Source organism: Arthrobacter sp. JSM 101049 (assembly GCF_041679245.1).
Lineage (GTDB): Bacteria > Actinomycetota > Actinomycetes > Actinomycetales > Micrococcaceae > Arthrobacter_H.
In genome coordinates this window covers 443,346-458,623 of sequence record NZ_JBGFFC010000002.1, presented here as the reverse complement: position 1 = coordinate 458,623, position 15,278 = coordinate 443,346, and the positions used below count along the sequence as shown (strand labels likewise).

Annotated in this window: 12 protein-coding genes; 1 reads left to right on the top strand and 11 read right to left on the bottom strand. The window is 70.6% G+C overall.

Features of this window, described 5'->3' with window-relative positions; genetic code table 11:
• Positions 1–6 precede the first annotated feature (6 nt).
• Genes AB8M85_RS07260 through AB8M85_RS07245 form a run of 4 tightly spaced genes read right to left on the bottom strand, consistent with a single transcriptional unit; the run spans position 7 to position 5,284 of the window.
• Entirely contained in the window at positions 7–1,644 is a 1,638-nt protein-coding gene (locus AB8M85_RS07260) for a dipeptide ABC transporter ATP-binding protein (RefSeq protein WP_372698103.1), read from the bottom strand.
• Positions 1,641–2,534, bottom strand: a complete 894-nt coding sequence (locus tag AB8M85_RS07255; RefSeq protein WP_372698102.1) for an ABC transporter permease — start codon at positions 2,532–2,534, stop codon at positions 1,641–1,643. Before AB8M85_RS07255 ends, AB8M85_RS07260 begins: the two co-directional genes overlap by 4 nt.
• A gap of 5 nt (positions 2,535–2,539) precedes the next feature.
• Entirely contained in the window at positions 2,540–3,598 is a 1,059-nt protein-coding gene (locus AB8M85_RS07250) for an ABC transporter permease (protein WP_372698101.1), read from the bottom strand.
• Positions 3,599–3,613: 15 nt separating this feature from the next.
• A complete protein-coding gene (locus tag AB8M85_RS07245) occupies positions 3,614–5,284 on the bottom strand; it encodes an ABC transporter substrate-binding protein (protein ID WP_372698100.1) in 1,671 nt (556 codons plus the stop codon).
• Between the two features lie 236 nt (positions 5,285–5,520).
• Between AB8M85_RS07245 and AB8M85_RS07240 the strand changes: the two genes are divergently transcribed.
• Positions 5,521–6,561 (top strand): bile acid:sodium symporter family protein, encoded by a 1,041-nt coding sequence (locus AB8M85_RS07240; RefSeq protein ID WP_372698099.1) that lies wholly within the window; start codon positions 5,521–5,523, stop codon positions 6,559–6,561.
• Positions 6,562–6,646: 85 nt separating this feature from the next.
• On the opposite strand, the gene AB8M85_RS07235 is transcribed toward AB8M85_RS07240, so the two are convergent.
• The 7 genes from AB8M85_RS07235 to AB8M85_RS07205 all read right to left on the bottom strand — a co-directional run bounded on the left by AB8M85_RS07235 (position 6,647) and on the right by AB8M85_RS07205 (position 15,277).
• Positions 6,647–7,744 carry a substrate-binding domain-containing protein gene (locus tag AB8M85_RS07235; protein WP_372698548.1) on the bottom strand — a complete coding sequence of 366 codons (1,098 nt, stop codon included), beginning with the start codon at positions 7,742–7,744 and terminating at the stop codon, positions 6,647–6,649.
• 51 nt (positions 7,745–7,795) lie between these two features.
• Positions 7,796–9,064: a multiple monosaccharide ABC transporter permease gene (gene mmsB, locus AB8M85_RS07230; RefSeq protein WP_372698098.1), complete on the bottom strand. Its 1,269-nt coding sequence runs from the start codon at positions 9,062–9,064 to the stop codon at positions 7,796–7,798.
• A gap of 56 nt (positions 9,065–9,120) precedes the next feature.
• Positions 9,121–10,680, bottom strand: a complete 1,560-nt coding sequence (gene mmsA, locus AB8M85_RS07225) for a multiple monosaccharide ABC transporter ATP-binding protein (protein WP_372698097.1) — start codon at positions 10,678–10,680, stop codon at positions 9,121–9,123.
• Between the two features lie 77 nt (positions 10,681–10,757).
• Complete coding sequence (locus tag AB8M85_RS07220; RefSeq protein WP_372698096.1) at positions 10,758–11,969, bottom strand: ROK family transcriptional regulator; 1,212 nt, start codon at positions 11,967–11,969, stop codon at positions 10,758–10,760.
• 107 nt (positions 11,970–12,076) lie between these two features.
• Positions 12,077–13,546: a glutamate--cysteine ligase gene (locus tag AB8M85_RS07215; protein ID WP_372698095.1), complete on the bottom strand. Its 1,470-nt coding sequence runs from the start codon at positions 13,544–13,546 to the stop codon at positions 12,077–12,079.
• Between the two features lie 85 nt (positions 13,547–13,631).
• A complete protein-coding gene (locus tag AB8M85_RS07210; RefSeq protein ID WP_372698094.1) occupies positions 13,632–14,705 on the bottom strand; it encodes a Gfo/Idh/MocA family protein in 1,074 nt (357 codons plus the stop codon).
• 50 nt (positions 14,706–14,755) lie between these two features.
• Positions 14,756–15,277, bottom strand: coding sequence for a gamma carbonic anhydrase family protein (locus AB8M85_RS07205; RefSeq protein WP_372698093.1), 522 nt, complete (start codon positions 15,275–15,277; stop codon positions 14,756–14,758).
• Position 15,278: the final 1 nt, after the last annotated feature.

Sequence of the window (15,278 nt, the reverse complement as noted above, 5' to 3'; positions counted from 1 at the left end):
GCAGGGTCAGTCTGCCAGCGTGGGGGAAGCGGCCAACAGGGCCCGCGTGTAGTCGTGCCGTGGATCGGCGAAGACCTCCTCGGTGGCGCCGCTCTCGACGATCCGTCCGCCGCGCATGACGGCCAACTGGTCGCTTACATGGCGGACGACGGCCAGATCATGCGAGATGAACAGGTAGCCCAACCCCAGCCGGGCCTGCAGATCGTCCAGCAGGTCCAGGATCTGCGCCTGCACCGACACGTCCAGGGCCGAAACCGGCTCGTCGCAGATCAGCACGCGCGGCCACGGTGCCAGGGCCCGGGCGATCGCCACCCGCTGACGCTGCCCGCCGGACAGCGTGGACGGGTGCCGTCCGGCCAGGGCCGGATCCAGGCCCACCAGCTCCAGCAGGGACGCGACATCGGCGGCGCCTCGGGTCTGGCCAGCCGCGGCCGCGAATAGCGCATCGGCCAGGATCGCCCCCACCCGGCGCCGGGGGTCGAAGGAGCTCAGCGGGTCCTGGTAAATGGCCCCGAGCTGCGTCCTGCGGGGGCGCCGGGCCGCTTCGGGCAGTGGCACCCACGGCTGGCCGAAGAGCGCGACCGAACCGGACTCCGGGGACTCCAGACCCAGCAGGATCCGCGCGGTCGTGCTCTTGCCCGAGCCCGAGGCGCCCACCAGGCCGAGCGTGCGGCCCGCCTCGACGCGCAGGCTGACATCGTTGGCGGCATGCAGGATGCCCCCGCCGGGTACTTCGAAGGTGCGCACCAGGTTGCGGGCCTCCAGGACCGGCGTGCCGGTGGACGGCGCAGGCCCGTGCGGCTGGTCGTGCGATGCATCGGGCCGGGGGGCCGGCGCGCTGTCATGGACCGTCGAGAGCCGGGTACCCCGCGGGCGGCCGGCGGGGACGGCACGCAGCAGCATCCGCGTGTACTCGTGCTGCGGCGCGGTGAGCAGCTGCTCCGTGGGTCCTTGCTCGAGGATCCGCCCACCGCGCATGATGGCCACCCGGTCGGCCACCGAGGAGACGACGGCCAGGTCATGGCTGATCAGCAGCAGCGACGAACCGCCGGCCCGCAGTCCGGCCAACAGGTCCAGGACCTGCGCCTGGGCCTCGGCATCGAGTGCCGTGGTCGGTTCGTCGGCAATCAGCAGGTCGGGGTCCAGGGCCATGGCCGCGGCGATCAGCGCCCGCTGGCGCATGCCCCCGGACAGCTCGCCGGCGCGCCGACCCGCGTCACCGGCGGCCAACCCCATCGACTCCAGCAGGCCGGTGGTCTTCGCCGCCCGCGTGGAGGGCGGGAGCCCGGTGTGCAGGCGCAGCGCGTCGTCGATTTCGCGTCCGACGGTCCGCAACGGGTCCAGCGAGACCAGGGCGTCCTGCAGGACCAAGCCGATCCGTGATCCGCGCAGTCGGCGCCAGGCCCGCTGGCCGGCCGTCGAGAGGTCGGCCCCGTCGAAGTCCAGGGTGCGGGCGGTGACGCGGGCGCCGCGGCCGGCCAACCCCAGCAGGGCGCGGGCGGTCACGGATTTGCCGGAGCCGGATTCGCCGACCAGCGCGAGGCATTCGCCGCGTCCGATCTGCAGCGACACGTCGTGGACGACCGCGGCGTTGCCGAAGCCGACGTCGAGCCCGTCGACCCGCAGCAGGGGTGCCGCGCTCATGCGGCCACCGACCGGCGTTGCAGGGCCCGGCCCAGCACCGTGCTGGACGCGGCCGTGGCCACGATGGCCAGCCCGGGGAAGAACGTCATCCACCAGGCGAAGCCCAGGTAGGTGCGCCCGGCGGCGAGCATGGCCCCCCATTCGGGTGCCGGCGGGGCCTCGCCCAGGCCCAGGAAGCTCAGCGCCGAGGCCCACACCACGGCCTGCCCGATGCCCAGCGTCGCCAGCACCATGACCGGGCCCAGCGCGTTGGGCAGCAGGTGCCGGGCGAGGATCCGGGCGGGGGAGTGGCCCAGCACGCGGGCCGCCTCGATCATCGGCGAGCTGCGCAGCGACCTGACCTGCGAGCGGATGATCCGGGCGTAGCCCGGGGCGGTGGACAATCCGACGGCGACGATGGTGGTGGCCACCCCTGGCCCGGCCAACGCGATGAACACCAGGGCCAGCAGCAACCCGGGCAGGGCGAGCAGCACCTCGACGACGCGCCCGACCCCGGCATCGAGCCGGCGCCCGCCGAGCCCGGCCGCCAGGCCGAGCAGCAGCGCCAGCCCCAGCCCCAGGCCGGTGGCCGCCGCCCCGATGAGCAGCGAGGGCCGCGCCCCGTGCACGATGCGCGAGTAGATGTCGCGCCCGGACTCGTCGGTGCCCAGCCAGTGGGCGGCCGATGGGGCGTTGAAGGCGGCCGCGGGATCGATCGCCAGCGGGTCCGTCGGTGCCAGCCAGCCCGGCGCCACGGCGGCGAGCAGCAGGAACAGGGCGGCCAACGCGGCGAGAGCCGGCAGGACGGCGCCCGCGCCGGGCCGGAACGACCGCAGCCGGGTCCGGCGGGCCCGGAGGGAGCGCAGGCCGAGGCCACGCCGGGAACTGGACCGGGTGGGGGAATCGTGCATGCCGCTCACCGCTCCCTGATCCGCGGGTCGATGGCGCGCTCGGCCAGGTCGGACAGGGCCATGACCACCACGTACGCAAGCGCCGAGACCAGCGCGACCCCGGTGACCAGCGGGACGTCGCGTAGGGTCACCGCCTGGAGCAGGGTGCGGCCCAGGCCCGGGCGGGCGAAGATCGATTCGACGACGACGGCGCCGGAGACCAGCGACCCCAGCGCCCACCCGGACAGGGCGACGCCGGGCAGGGCGGCGTGGCGCAGCGCATGGCGCAGCACGACGCCGGCCTCGGACTCCCCGCGGGCCCGAGCCGAGAGAGCGAAGGGCGAGGTCATGGCGGTGAGCATCGACTCGCGCATCACCTGGCCCAGGAACCCGGCCAGCGGCAGGGCCAGCGTCACGATGGGCATGACCAGCCCGGCGGCGCTGCCGTTGCTCACCGGCGGCAGCCAGCCCCAGGCGGTGGAGAAGAGCAGCACCAGCACCGAGCCGAGCCAGAAGTGCGGCACGGAAGCCGCCGCGATCTCCAGCGCCGAGCCGACCACTGCCGCGCCCCGCCCGCCGAGGCCGGACCAGAGCGCCAGCCCCAGCGCCAGGACCCATGCCAGCACCCAGGCGCCGGCAGCCAGGGCCAGCGTGCCGGGCAGCTGCTCGCCGAGCAGCTGGGCGACGGGGACCTTCAGCGCATAGGAGGTGCCCAGGTCGCCGGTGGCCAGCCGACCCAGCTGGGAGAGGTACTGCACCCACAACGGCTCATCGAGCCCATACTCGGCGCGGGCGGCCTCGAGCGCCTCGGCGGAGGCCTGCGAGCCGGGCCCGCCCATGATCGCCTCGGCCGGGTCGCCGGGGATCAGCCGGATGGCCAGGAAGATCAGCGTCGCCACGGCCCAGAGCACGAACACGGCCGAGCACACCCGGCGGGCCAGCCAGGCACCGGCGGCACGCCACCGCCCCGCGGGCACGACGGCGGTGCCCCCCGGGTGCGGGAGGCCGCCCTCCGCCCGGTCCCCGGGGTCTGGCTCTCCCGGGGAGGGGCCACCGGGGAGACCGGGCAGTGCCTGCTCTGCCATGTGCCGCCGTCGTGCCTAGTCCCGGGCCAGCCAGGTGTCGTGGAAGACCGGGGAAGCCACGGCGGTGGTCGCCCCGACCCCGTGCAACTGGCTGCCGTAGAGGAAGTGGTTCTGCTGGTCGTAGAGCGGCAGGATGTAGTACCCCTCCAGCACGATCTGCTGGGCCCGGGTGTACTGGTCCTTCCGCTCGGCCTGGTCGGTGGTGGCGCTGGCGGACTCGAGCAGCGCGTCCAGCGTCGGGTCCTTGACCTGGGAGTGGTTGGAGAAGTAGCCCGAGGGCGCCGGGACGGTGTTGGAAGTGTGGAAGAGGGTGCGCAGCACGTCCGGGCCGACCTTGGTGTAGGGGGCCGAGACCAGGTCGTACCGGTTCTCCCCGAGCACGCCGTACCAGCTGGAGAGGTCCAGCAGGTTCAGCTTGACCTCGAAGCCGGCCTCCTTGGCGGTGGCCTGCAGCTGCTGGAAGAGCGACTGCTCGGCCGGGACGGACTGGTTGGTGCTCACCGGGAAGGCCAGGGTCAGGCGCTTGCCGTCCTTCGTGCGGTAGCCGGCGGCATCGCGCTGGTCCCAGCCGGCCTCGTCGAGCAGCCGGTTGGCCACGTCCAGGTCCCGTCCGAAGAGCGAGGGGTCGGAGTAGCCCATCGGCTCGACGCTGGACAGCGCCGAGTAGGAGCGCTTGGCGGTGTCGAAGAACAGCGAGGAGATCCCGTCGTCGACGTTCACGGCGCGGACGAAGGCCTCGCGGACCCGTTCGTCGTTGAAGGGGGCCTTGGAGGCGTTCAGCTCGATCCGGTTCGAGGCGCCCGGGCGCGGGGCGTCGAGGTGGCCGATCGCCTCCGACCCCTCGGCGGCCTTGATCGTGTCCGGCTGGGCGTTGTCGATCATGTCCACGGTGCCGGCCTGCAGGGCCGCGTAGCGGGTGGCCGCCTCGGGGATGAACTTCCAGGTGATCCCCTCCAGGTAGGCGGGGCCGTCGTGTCCGGCGCCGGGGACCGGGGGCGTGTAGTCCTCGTTGCGGACCAGCTCGACCGAGTCCTGCTTGGTCCACGCGGCGACCTCGAACGGGCCCGTGCCCACGGGCGAGGCGCAGTTCTCGGCCTGGCTGCGCTTCAGCGCCTTCGCCGATTCCATGGCGACCCACGGCATGGAGAAGGACTCGAGCAGTGCGGCGTCGGGGGAGGAGAGGCCGATCTCCAGCGTGGTGTCGTCCACGACGTCCATGGTCTTGATCTTCTCCACGGCCAGGTAGCCGGTGGAGGAGGCGGTGTCCGGGTCCTGCAGGTGCGTGATGTTGGCCTTGACGGTGGCGGCGTCGAACGCGGTGCCGTCCGTGAAGGTGATCCCGTCGCGCAGCTTCAGCGTCCAGGTCAGCCCGTCGTCGGAGACCTCGGCGCCGGAGGCCAGCCACGGGACGATCGCCCCGTCGTCGTCCTTGGTGTACAGGGTCTCGAGGTACTGCCCGGCGAGCAGCGCCTGCGGGTAGTTCCCGCCCACGTGGGGATCCAGGCAGGTCGGCTCCGCGTCGCCCGAGGCGTAGACCAGGGTGCCGCCGCTGACGGGTTCGGCTGCCGCCCCGGTGTCCGCGGCGCCGCCGCCTCCGGAGCCGGCACAACCGGCCAGCACGAGCGTGGTGGCGAGCAGGCCGGCGGCAATGGCTGCCGGGCGTGCGGAACGGGGGGCTGCGGGCATGGTGGTTTCCTCGACGGTGCTGGGGGCCGGTGCCCGTGCTGGCGGGCCCCGGCGGTGCGGTGGAACGGTGGCGTGGTGCGTGGACGCGGCGGTGCGCGGCGCCCCCACCAGCCTAGTGCAGTCGGGCCGGTGGTGCCGTGGCGCCGGTCATGCCCGGCTCGACGCGCGCGGGGCCGGGCGGTCGCCGGAAGGTCACAATTAAACGCGCGGTCGGCCGGTTTGGAAACATGTTGCCCATGCCAACCACTCCAGCACCGCACGACCGCCCCACGCCGGCGGAAACCACGTCACCGGACGCCCGACAACAGCCCCCGGTGGACCCGGGCGGGCCACGTGGAGGGGACCCGGGCGGGGAGCGCAGCGCCCGCGTGGCCGTCACGCTCTTCCCGCTGCTGATCCTGGCCGGGGGAGCGGTGGCGCTGTTCGTCCCGGAACCTTTCCTGGGCTGGGCGGCGTTCATCAACCCCGGGCTGATGGTGATCATGTTCGGCATGGGCCTGACGCTCACGCTGCCGGACTTCGCGCTGGTGGTGCGCCAGCCGCTGCCGGTGCTGCTGGGGGTCATCGCCCAGTACGTCATCATGCCGCTGGTGGGCCTGGGCGTCTCGACGGTGCTGGGCCTGTCGCCGGCGCTGGCGGCCGGGGTCATCCTGGTCGGCTGCGCCCCGGGCGGGACCGCCTCGAACGTGGTCACCTACCTGGCCAAGGGCGATGTGGCCCTGTCGGTGACGATGACCAGCGTCTCGACCCTGATCGCCCCGGTCTTCACCCCGCTGCTGACCTTGTGGCTGGCCGGGCAGTACCTGCCGGTCGATGCCGGGTCGATGGCCGTGTCGATCGTGCAGATCGTGCTGGTCCCGGTCGTGCTGGGCCTGGTGGTCCGCGCCCTGGTCCCGCGCGTGGTCACCGCCGTGTTGCCGGTCCTGCCGTGGGTCTCGGTGCTGGCGATCACGTTCGTGGTCATCGCCGTGGTCGCCGGCAGCGCCGCGGCGATCTTCAGCGCCGGGCTGCTGATCCTGGCCGCCGTCATCCTGCACAACGGGCTGGGCTACCTGCTCGGCTACGGCGCAGCCAAGCTGTTCCGGCTGCCGATCCCCTCGCGCCGGACCATGGCGATCGAGGTCGGCATGCAGAACTCCGGGCTGGCCGCCGGCCTGGCCAAGACGTACTTCGCCCCGGAGGCCGCCCTGCCCGGCGCCGTGTTCTCCGTCTGGCACAACGTCTCCGGCGCGATCCTGGCCGCCATCTGGCGGCGCAGCAGCGCCCGCACCCGGTAGCCGCCGGCCCCGGGCACGACAAGGAGGGCGTGCGACGGCGGGATGTCCCGCCGTCGCACGCCCTCCTGGGTGGGTGCTTCCGGTGCTACTTGCTGGTGATCGGGCCGAGCACCGGATCGTTGACGTAGGCTTCCTTGACGTTGGCCTTGGTCACGATCTGCGGCTCGAGCAGGTAGGCCGGGACAACCTTGACGCCGTTGTCGTAGGACTCGGTGTCGTTGACCTCGAGCTCCTTGCCCTGCTGCAGGTCCTTGACCATGGTCACCGCGTGGTCGACCAGGGCGCGGGTGTCCTTGTTGATGGTGGAGTACTGCACGCCCTTCATGATCGACTTCACCGACTCGACCTCGGAGTCCTGGCCGGTGACGACCGGGATGTCCTTGCCCGAGGCTTCGACCGAGGTCAGCACGGCGCGGGCCAGGGTGTCGTTCGGGGAGAGCACGCCGTCGATCTTCTTGGAACCGGTGTAGGTGCCGGTCAGCAGGGTGTCCATGCGCTTCTGCGCGTTCTCGGCCTTCCAGTCCTGGGTGACGGCCTGGTCGAACTTCACCTGGCCGGAGGCGACCTTGAGCGTGCCGTCGTCGATCTTCGGCTGGAGCACGTCCATGGCGCCGTCGAAGAACACCTTGGCGTTGGCGTCGGTCGGGGCACCGGCGAAGAGCTCGATGTTGTACGGGGCCTCGCCCTTCTTCTCCTTCAGCCCGTCCAGCAGGGCCTGGCCCTGGAGCTGGCCGACCTTGAAGTTGTCGTAGGCCACGTAGTAGTCGACGTCGTTGGTGTTCAGCAGCAGCCGGTCGTAGGCGATGACCGTGGCGCCGGCCTCCTTGGCGGCCTTGAGCTGGTTGCCCAGCTGCTTGCCGTCGATGGCGCCGACGACGATGACCTTGGCGCCCTTGGTGATCATGGCGTTGATCTGGTTCTGCTGTTCGGCGACGCCGCCGTTGGCGAACTGGACGTCCGGGTTGAAGCCGGCCTCCTTCAGGTCCTTGTTGAACAGGTTTTCCGCCAGGACCCAGTTCTCGCTGGTCTTCTGCGGCAGTGCGACGCCGATGGTCGCCCCCTCGTCGAATCCGGCTGCGGAGGATTCCGCACCGGCCTCGGCCCCGGCGTCCTGCCGGCCGCAACCGGTCAGCGCCAGTGCGGCGATCGCGGTGACCGCCGCGAACTTGGTTGCCATGCCCATGAATTTCATTGGTTTCCCTTTTCTGGTGTGAGTGGGTGGAGCGGGAGGATTTCAGGCCCCGGTGGGGATCTTTTCCTGGGCGGCTTCAACGGCGTCCGCCTGGGGTTTGTTCTTGGTGAGCAGCCCGCGGGAGAGCATCCCGGTGATGGACGGCTTGCCCTGGGACTTGTTGTAGACGTCGAAGGCGACGGCGGCCAACAGCACCAGGCCCTTGATGATCTGGGTGGCGTCGGCGCCCACGCCGAGCAGTTGCAGGCCGTTGTTCAGCACGGCCATGACCAGGCCGCCGATGATGGATCCGACGACGGTGCCGACGCCGCCGGTGACCGCCGCCCCGCCGATGAACACGGCAGCGATGGCGTCGAGCTCCCACATGACGCCATCCGAGGGGCCCGAGGCGGTGGAGCGGCCGACGAAGATCATTCCGGCCAGGCCGGCCAGGATGGCCATGTTCATCATGACCAGGAAGTTCACCTTCTTCGAGCGCACGCCCGAGAGCTCGGCGGCGTGGCGGTTGCCGCCGACGGCGTAGATGTGGCGGCCGATCACCGTGCGCGAGGAGATGAACCCGTAGATGAGCACCAGTCCGATGAGGATGATTCCGGGGATCGGCAGGGAGGTTCCGGGACGGCCGGTGGCGAAGAGGTAGGTGGCGTAGAGGATGGCGGCACTGACCAGGGCCAGCTTGGTGACCTGCACCCACACCGGGGGCACCACGGCGCCGAGGCGGGCGGCCTTGGCCCGGCCGCGCACGCCCAGGTAGACCACCAGGGCCACGGTTGCCAGGCCCAGCAGCAGCGTGAGGTTGTTGTAGCCGGTGACCGGGCCGACCTCGGGCAGGTACCCGGCGCCGATGTACTGGAAGTCCTCCGGGACCGGGATGGTGTTGGACTTGCCGACGAACTGGTTCAGCCCGCGGAAGAGCATCATGCCGGCCAGGGTCACGATGAAGGCCGGGATCCCGACGTAGGCCACCCAGAAACCCTGCCAGGCGCCGATGACCGCGCCCAGGGCCAGGCCGACCACGACGCCGGCCCACCAGGGAAGGTCCCATTCGCGGATCGCCAGGGCAACCGTGATGCCCACGAATGCCGCGATGGATCCCACGGAGAGGTCGATGTGGCCGGCGATGATGACCAGCACCATCCCAATGGCCAGGATGAGGACGTAGGCGTTGCCGTTGAGCAGGTTCATGAGGTTGCCGGAGGTCAGGGTCACGCCTTCGGTCATGATCTGGAAGAAGACCACCAGTGCCACCAGGGCGAAGATCATGCCGAATTGGCGGGTGTTGCCGCCAAAGAGCTGCTTGATCGCGTTCATTGTTTGTTCCTTGGTTCGCGGTGCGGGTGCGGGGGACAGGGGGCGCCGGCCGGGTGTCAGGCGGGGATCCGGTTGGAGGTCATCAGGCGCATCAGATGCTCCGGGCTGGCCTCGGCGCGGTCGACGACACCGGTGATGGCGCCCTCGAAGATGGTGTAGATCCGGTCCGAGAGCCCGAGCAGTTCGGGCAGTTCCGAGGAGATGACGATGACACCCTTGCCCTGGTTGGCCAGTTCCTGGATGATGCCGTAGATCTCGAACTTCGCGCCGACGTCGATGCCGCGCGTGGGCTCGTCCAGGATCAGCAGGTCCGGCTGGGTGAACATCCACTTGGCCAGCACCACCTTCTGCTGGTTGCCGCCCGAGAGCTTGTTGACGCCCTCCTGGACCGACGGGGTCTTGGTGCGCAGCGTCTGCCGGTAGTGTTCGGCAACCTCGAATTCACGGTTCCGGTCCACGACGGAGCGCGGGCTGATCTCCTTGAGGTTTGCCGCGACGGTCGTGGCCTTGATGTCGTCGAGCAGGTTCAGCCCGAGCGTCTTGCGGTCCTCGGTGACGTAGCCCAATCCGGCATCGATGGCCTGGGCGACATTGCGCAGGACGACGTCCTTGCCCTCCAGGGTGATGGTCCCGGAGAGGAACTTCCCGTAGGAGCGGCCGAAGACCGAGCGGGCGAGCTCGGTCCGGCCGGCGCCCATGAGCCCGGCGAACCCGACGATCTCGCCGCGTCGGACGAAGAAGCTGGAGTCCTTGCAGACCAGCCGGTCCGGGATCTGCGGGTGGGCGACGTTCCAGTGCTTGACCTCGAAGAACGTTTCGCCGATCTGGGGCGTGTGGTGCGGGAAGCGCGACTCCAGGGTGCGTCCCACCATGCCCTTGATGATGCGGTCCTCGTTGACGCCGTCCCTGGCGACGTCCAGGGTCTCGATGGACTGGCCGTCGCGCAGGATGGTGATGGAATCGGCGATCTGCTCGATCTCGTTGAGCTTGTGGGAGATCATGATCGAGGTGATGCCCTTGCCCTTGAGTCCGCGGATCAAATCCAGCAGGTGCTGGGAGTCGGATTCGTTCAGTGCCGCGGTGGGTTCGTCGAGGATGAGCAGCTTCACCGACTTGTTCAGGGCCTTGGCGATCTCGACCAGCTGCTGTTTGCCGACGCCGATCTCCTTGATCGGAGTGTCCGGGGAGTCGGAGAGGCCGACGCGGGCGAGCAGCTCCATGGCGCTGACCCGGGCGGCGGCCCAGTCGATGATGCCGAACCGGGTGGGTTCGTTGCCCAGGAAGATGTTCTCCATGATGCTCAGCTCGGGGATCAACGCCAGTTCCTGGTGGATGATCACGATGCCGGCCTGCTCGCTGGCGTTGATGCCGCGGAAGGACTGGGCGGCTCCCTGGAAGTAGATGTCGCCCGTGTAGGTGCCGTGTGGGTAGACGCCCGAGAGGACCTTCATCAGGGTGGACTTCCCGGCGCCGTTCTCCCCGCAGATGGCGTGGATCTCGCCGGCGCGCACCTCGAGGTTGACGTCGGCCAGGGCCTTGACGCCGGGGAACTCCTTGGTGATGGATCGCATCTCCAGGATGTTGGGCTGCTGGTGCCCGGTGGTGGGTGTGTGCATGGTGCCCTGGGGCCTTCCGGTGGTGGTGGCGGGTGTTCGGGAACGGGGTGGCCAGCCGATCGGCGGGCCGGCGCCCATCAGGGGGCGCGGATGCCCACATGCTGGAAGGCCAGGGCGGCGGCTCCGAGGGCCTCGGCCCGGTTGCCCAGGGACGACATGACCAGCGTCGTGCTTTCGCCGACGACGGGGACGGCGTGGCGCAGCAGGCCGCGGCGGATGGGGTCCAGGAGCAGGTCGCCCAGCCCGGCCAGGGGGCCGCCGACGACGATGACCTCCGGGTTGAGCAGGTTGGCGATGTTGCCCAGCGCCTGGCCGACGGCCATGCCGGCGTCGTCGACCACCCTTACGGCTGCCGTGGCGCCGGCGCGTGCCTGCTCGACCACGTCCTCCGCGGTCTCGGGCGGCGAGGCCGAGCGGGAGAGCAGGTTGATCATGACCGTGGTGGAGGCGACGGTTTCCAGGCAGCCTCGGTTGCCGCAGCGGCAGGCGGCCCCGTGCTCCTGGACGGTCGCGTGGCCGATTTCGCCGGTGATGCCGACGTTGCCGTAGTAGGGGGAGCCGTTGATGATCAGCCCGGCGCCGATGCCGGAGCCGATCTTGATGAAGACCAGGTTCTCCAGGCCGTTGTGCGGACCCCACGTCACCTCGGCCAGGGCGCCGAGGTTCGCGTCGTTGTCCACCACCACGGGCAGGTCCAGGGCTTCCTCGAGGCGCTCCTGGATGTTGAGGCCGACCCATTCGGGAAGGATCGCCCCCTGGGCGACGGTCCCGGACCGGCGGTCGATCGGGCCGGGGATGCCGACGCCGGCCCCGATGAGGGCACTGGGGCCCAGGCCGGTGTTGGCCAGCAATTCGGTGATGAGGTCGGCGGCGGCGGCGATGCCGTCCTCGGAGCGGTGGCCCAGGGGCAGGATCACGGTCTTCTCGGCCACGATCTGGTAGTTCAGCGAGGCGAAGACCACGCGCAGGTGGCGGCGGCCGAAGTCGATGCCGATGGCGATGGCCCCGTCGCTGATCAGCTTAACGTTCAGGGCCCGTCGTCCGGAGCTGGTCGTGGGCTCGGTGGTGACCAGGCCGGCGGTCTGCATGAACTTGACGATGTTCGACACGGTGGCCGTCGACAGGCCCGTCTGGCGGGCCAGTTCGGCTTGGGTGGACGGGCCGGCCAGCAGGCAGTCGATGATGCGCTGCTGGTTCAGGTGGCGCAGTGCCGACTGGGAGCCGGGGCTCTTGCGCGTCGTCCGTGACGCATCTCTCGTTTCAAGCACGAAAAGTAGTCTGCAACACATTTGACTTGGCGTCAAGAAGTGAACGCATAAATCCCGAGATCTCGGATTTGGGCTTTTGAAGTTACCTCAAGGTGAAGGCCGTGGGCGCCGGGCCGACGCCGGGGCGGTCACGGCAGGGGCCACTCGTGGACCGGCCCTGACCGGTGCATGTGCTCCCAGTAGAGCCGGGTCATCTCCTGCAGCGCATGGCGTCGGTCGAGGCCGTGGGATTCGAGCCGGTCCAGCGCCGCGATCTGCCACAGCGCACCGTTCTGTTCGGTCCCCGCCCGCTCGCGCAGCACGTCGAGATAACGCGCGGCGACCGCATCGTCAACGCCCACGTCCGCCAGGCCCTCGGCGGCCAGCGGCAACAGATGGCGCACGATGAGTTCGGAGACCGGGATCTCGCCGACGCCTGGCCAGTACACCGTCGCGTGCAGGCCGTTGCGCGCGCAGGCCATGAAGTTCTCCGCCGCCGTTCCGAACGCCATCCGGGACCAGAGGGGGCGTTGGGCGGTGCGCAGCCGGCGGACCAGGCCGAAGAAGAACGCGGCGTTGGCCACCGTGTCCAGCACGCTCGGTCCGCCGGGCAGCAGCCGGTTCTCCAGCCGCAGGTGCGGCAGCTCCCGCCCCGGGTCGTAGATGGGGCGGTTCCAGCGGTAGACGGTCCCGTTGTGCAGGCGCAGCTCGTGCAGTTGGGGAGCCCCGGCCCGGGTCTTCTCCGGTCCGCGCTTGGCCAGCTCGGGCAGCAGCGCCGGGAAGTACCGGACGTTCTCCTCGAACAGGTCGAAGATCGAGGTGATCCAGCGTTCGCCGAACCACACCCGCGGCCGCACGCCTTGTGCCCGCATCTCCGGGGCGCGGGTGTCGATGGACTGCTGGAACAACTCGATGCGGGTCTCGTGCCAGAGGACCTTCTCCAGGAACACGGGGGAGTTGGCGGCCAGGGCGAGTTGGGGCCCGGCGATGATCTGGGCGGCGTTCCACGCCGGGGCGAATTCGTCCGGGCTGAGCTGGACGTGCAGCTGGACCGAGGTGCAGGCCGCCTCCGGGGCGATGGTGGGGGCATAGAAGCGCAGGTGTTCGCGCCCGGAGATGTCGATCAGCACGTCCTCGCCCCGGGCTTGCAGCACGGAGGTGTTCAGTGCCGCATAGCGCTTGCCTGCGCTCATCCATTGCTCGTCCTGGAGTTGCTCGCGCCGCAGGGTGGGCAGGATGCCGGTCATCAGCAGGTCCACCCCGGCCTCGTCGGCCCGCGCGTCGGCCCTGTTGAGCTGGTCGCGCAGGCTCTCCTCCAGTTCGCGCAGGCCGCGCCCGGCCACCTGCAGGGCCGGGTGGTTCAGCTCGATGTTGAAGGCGCCGATCTCCGTCTGGAAGGCCTCGTCGGCGATCGACTCGAGCACCGCGGCGTTGCGCATCGCCGGGGTGAAGTCGCCGTTGGCCAGGTTCAGTTCCAGTTCCAGCCCGATGGTCCCGGACGAGGCGAAATGGCCCTCGGCCAGGAACGCCTCGAAGGCCTCGAGGTTCTGGTTCAGGCGCTCCCGGTAGGTGGTGCGTTGCGCCCGCGTGAAGGTTTTTTTGCTGACTTCTGCTCCCATGACCCGAGGGTACTGGCGCGCCGCGGCGGTGTATACGGGTGGGGCGTGCGGGTTTGCCGGGGGCGGCGCGGGATGCGCAGGAGGGTCAGCGGATCCGGTCGTTGAGGTAGCTGACCCCGAGCTGGTTGCGTGCGCCGTCGAGCAGGCGCATGGTGTCCACGGAGTCGGCCCAGCTCATGGTCGGGGATTCGAACAGGCCCTGCTGGATGCAGCGGGTGGCCTCGCGCAATTCGTAGACGTAGTTCCGGCCCACCGGTTCGAATCGCTCGGTGCGTGCGGGGCCTTCGGCCGGGTGGACCTCGAAGAACGACGGGTTGTTCAACGGGGCACCGGTCCGCAGCCAGCCCTTGCTGCCGGCGATGACCGCCTCGCGCGGACCGGCGCCGGTCAGTGAGCACATCAGCTGTGCCTGGGCACCCGAGGCATAGCCCAGGGTGAGGGACTCCTGGGTGTCGACCCCGTCGTCGTTCAGGACCCCCACGGCCTGGACCGAGCGGGGGAAACCGAGGACCCCCAGCGCCCAGGTCAGCGGGTAGACGGCCAGGTCCAGCAGGGCGCCGCCGCCGGCCGCGGGATCCCAGAGCCGCCAGGCCGGGTCGTAGGGGGCGGGGAAGCCGAGGTCGGCCCGGATCCAGGCGATCTCGCCGAGCTCGCCGGAGTCCACGACCTCCAGCGCCCGGTGCACTGCCGGAAGGAACCGGGTCCAGACCGCCTCCATGAGGAACACGCCGTGCTCGCGGGCGAGTCCGACCAGTTCGAGGGCCTCGGCGGCGTTGATCGTCAACGACTTCTCGCACACCACGTGCTTGCCGGCGGCCAGCGCGGCCCGGGCGACCTCGAAGTGCTGCCCGTGCGGGGTGGCGATGTAGACGGCCTCGACCGCCGGGTCGCCGAACATCAGCTCGTGCCCGGTCCGGCCGCCGTCGTCCCCGTACGAGGAGGCGAAGCCGTGTTCGGCGGCGAAGGCGGCGGCCCGGTCGGCCTGCCGGGAGCTGACGGCCTGCAGCACCGAGTCCTCGAGCAGGGCCAGGTCGCCGGTCACCGTGGCCGCGATGCGCCCGGTGGAGACCACGCCCCACCGCACGGGCCGTCCCGTGGCGGCCAGCGGGGATACGGCATCGGGTGCCGCACACGGCGGGGTAGGGAAGCGCAGGCTCATGCCCCCCAGCTTGGCATGGCCCCCCGGGCCCGGCAAGGAACGGACCGGGATCAGCCGGCGTTGGCCAGCCGGTGCTTGTCGGACAGGACCAGGTAGTGCTCGGTGTTGGTGCGCAGCCCGGCGACCTCCGCGTCGGTGAGTTCGCGCCGGACCTTCGCCGGGACGCCGGCGACCAGCGAGCGCGGCGGCACGACGGTGCCCTCGAGCACCAGCGCCCCGGCGGCGACCAGCGACTGCGCACCGATCTCGGCGCCGTTCATCACGGTGGCGCTCATGCCCACCAGGCAGCCGTCGCCGATGGTGCAGCCATGGATGACGGCCGAGTGGCCCACGGAGACGCCCGCGCCCACGGTGGCCGGGAACCCGGCGTCGGCATGCACGACGACGTTGTCCTGCAGGTTGGTCTCGTCGCCGATGCAGATGGGGGCGGAATCCCCGCGGACCGAGACGCCGTAGAAGGCGCTGGCGCGCTCGCCGAGCTCCACGTCGCCGGACAGCGTGGCGGTGGGGGCGGTGAAGGCCGACGCGGCGACCTTCGGGGTCTTCGAATCGATCGTGATGATGTAGGTCATG

Coding starts and splice junctions, on each gene's coding strand:
- AB8M85_RS07260 (WP_372698103.1), bottom strand. CDS start 1,644: ATGAGCGCGGCACCCCTGCTGCGGGTCGACGGGCTCGACGTCGGCTTC.
- AB8M85_RS07255 (WP_372698102.1), bottom strand. CDS start 2,534: ATGCACGATTCCCCCACCCGGTCCAGTTCCCGGCGTGGCCTCGGCCTG.
- AB8M85_RS07250 (WP_372698101.1), bottom strand. CDS start 3,598: ATGGCAGAGCAGGCACTGCCCGGTCTCCCCGGTGGCCCCTCCCCGGGA.
- AB8M85_RS07245 (WP_372698100.1), bottom strand. CDS start 5,284: ATGCCCGCAGCCCCCCGTTCCGCACGCCCGGCAGCCATTGCCGCCGGC.
- AB8M85_RS07240 (WP_372698099.1), top strand. CDS start 5,521: ATGCCAACCACTCCAGCACCGCACGACCGCCCCACGCCGGCGGAAACC.
- AB8M85_RS07235 (WP_372698548.1), bottom strand. CDS start 7,744: ATGGGCATGGCAACCAAGTTCGCGGCGGTCACCGCGATCGCCGCACTG.
- mmsB (WP_372698098.1), bottom strand. CDS start 9,064: ATGAACGCGATCAAGCAGCTCTTTGGCGGCAACACCCGCCAATTCGGC.
- mmsA (WP_372698097.1), bottom strand. CDS start 10,680: ATGCACACACCCACCACCGGGCACCAGCAGCCCAACATCCTGGAGATG.
- AB8M85_RS07220 (WP_372698096.1), bottom strand. CDS start 11,969: ATGTGTTGCAGACTACTTTTCGTGCTTGAAACGAGAGATGCGTCACGG.
- AB8M85_RS07215 (WP_372698095.1), bottom strand. CDS start 13,546: ATGGGAGCAGAAGTCAGCAAAAAAACCTTCACGCGGGCGCAACGCACC.
- AB8M85_RS07210 (WP_372698094.1), bottom strand. CDS start 14,705: ATGAGCCTGCGCTTCCCTACCCCGCCGTGTGCGGCACCCGATGCCGTA.
- AB8M85_RS07205 (WP_372698093.1), bottom strand. CDS start 15,277: ATGACCTACATCATCACGATCGATTCGAAGACCCCGAAGGTCGCCGCG.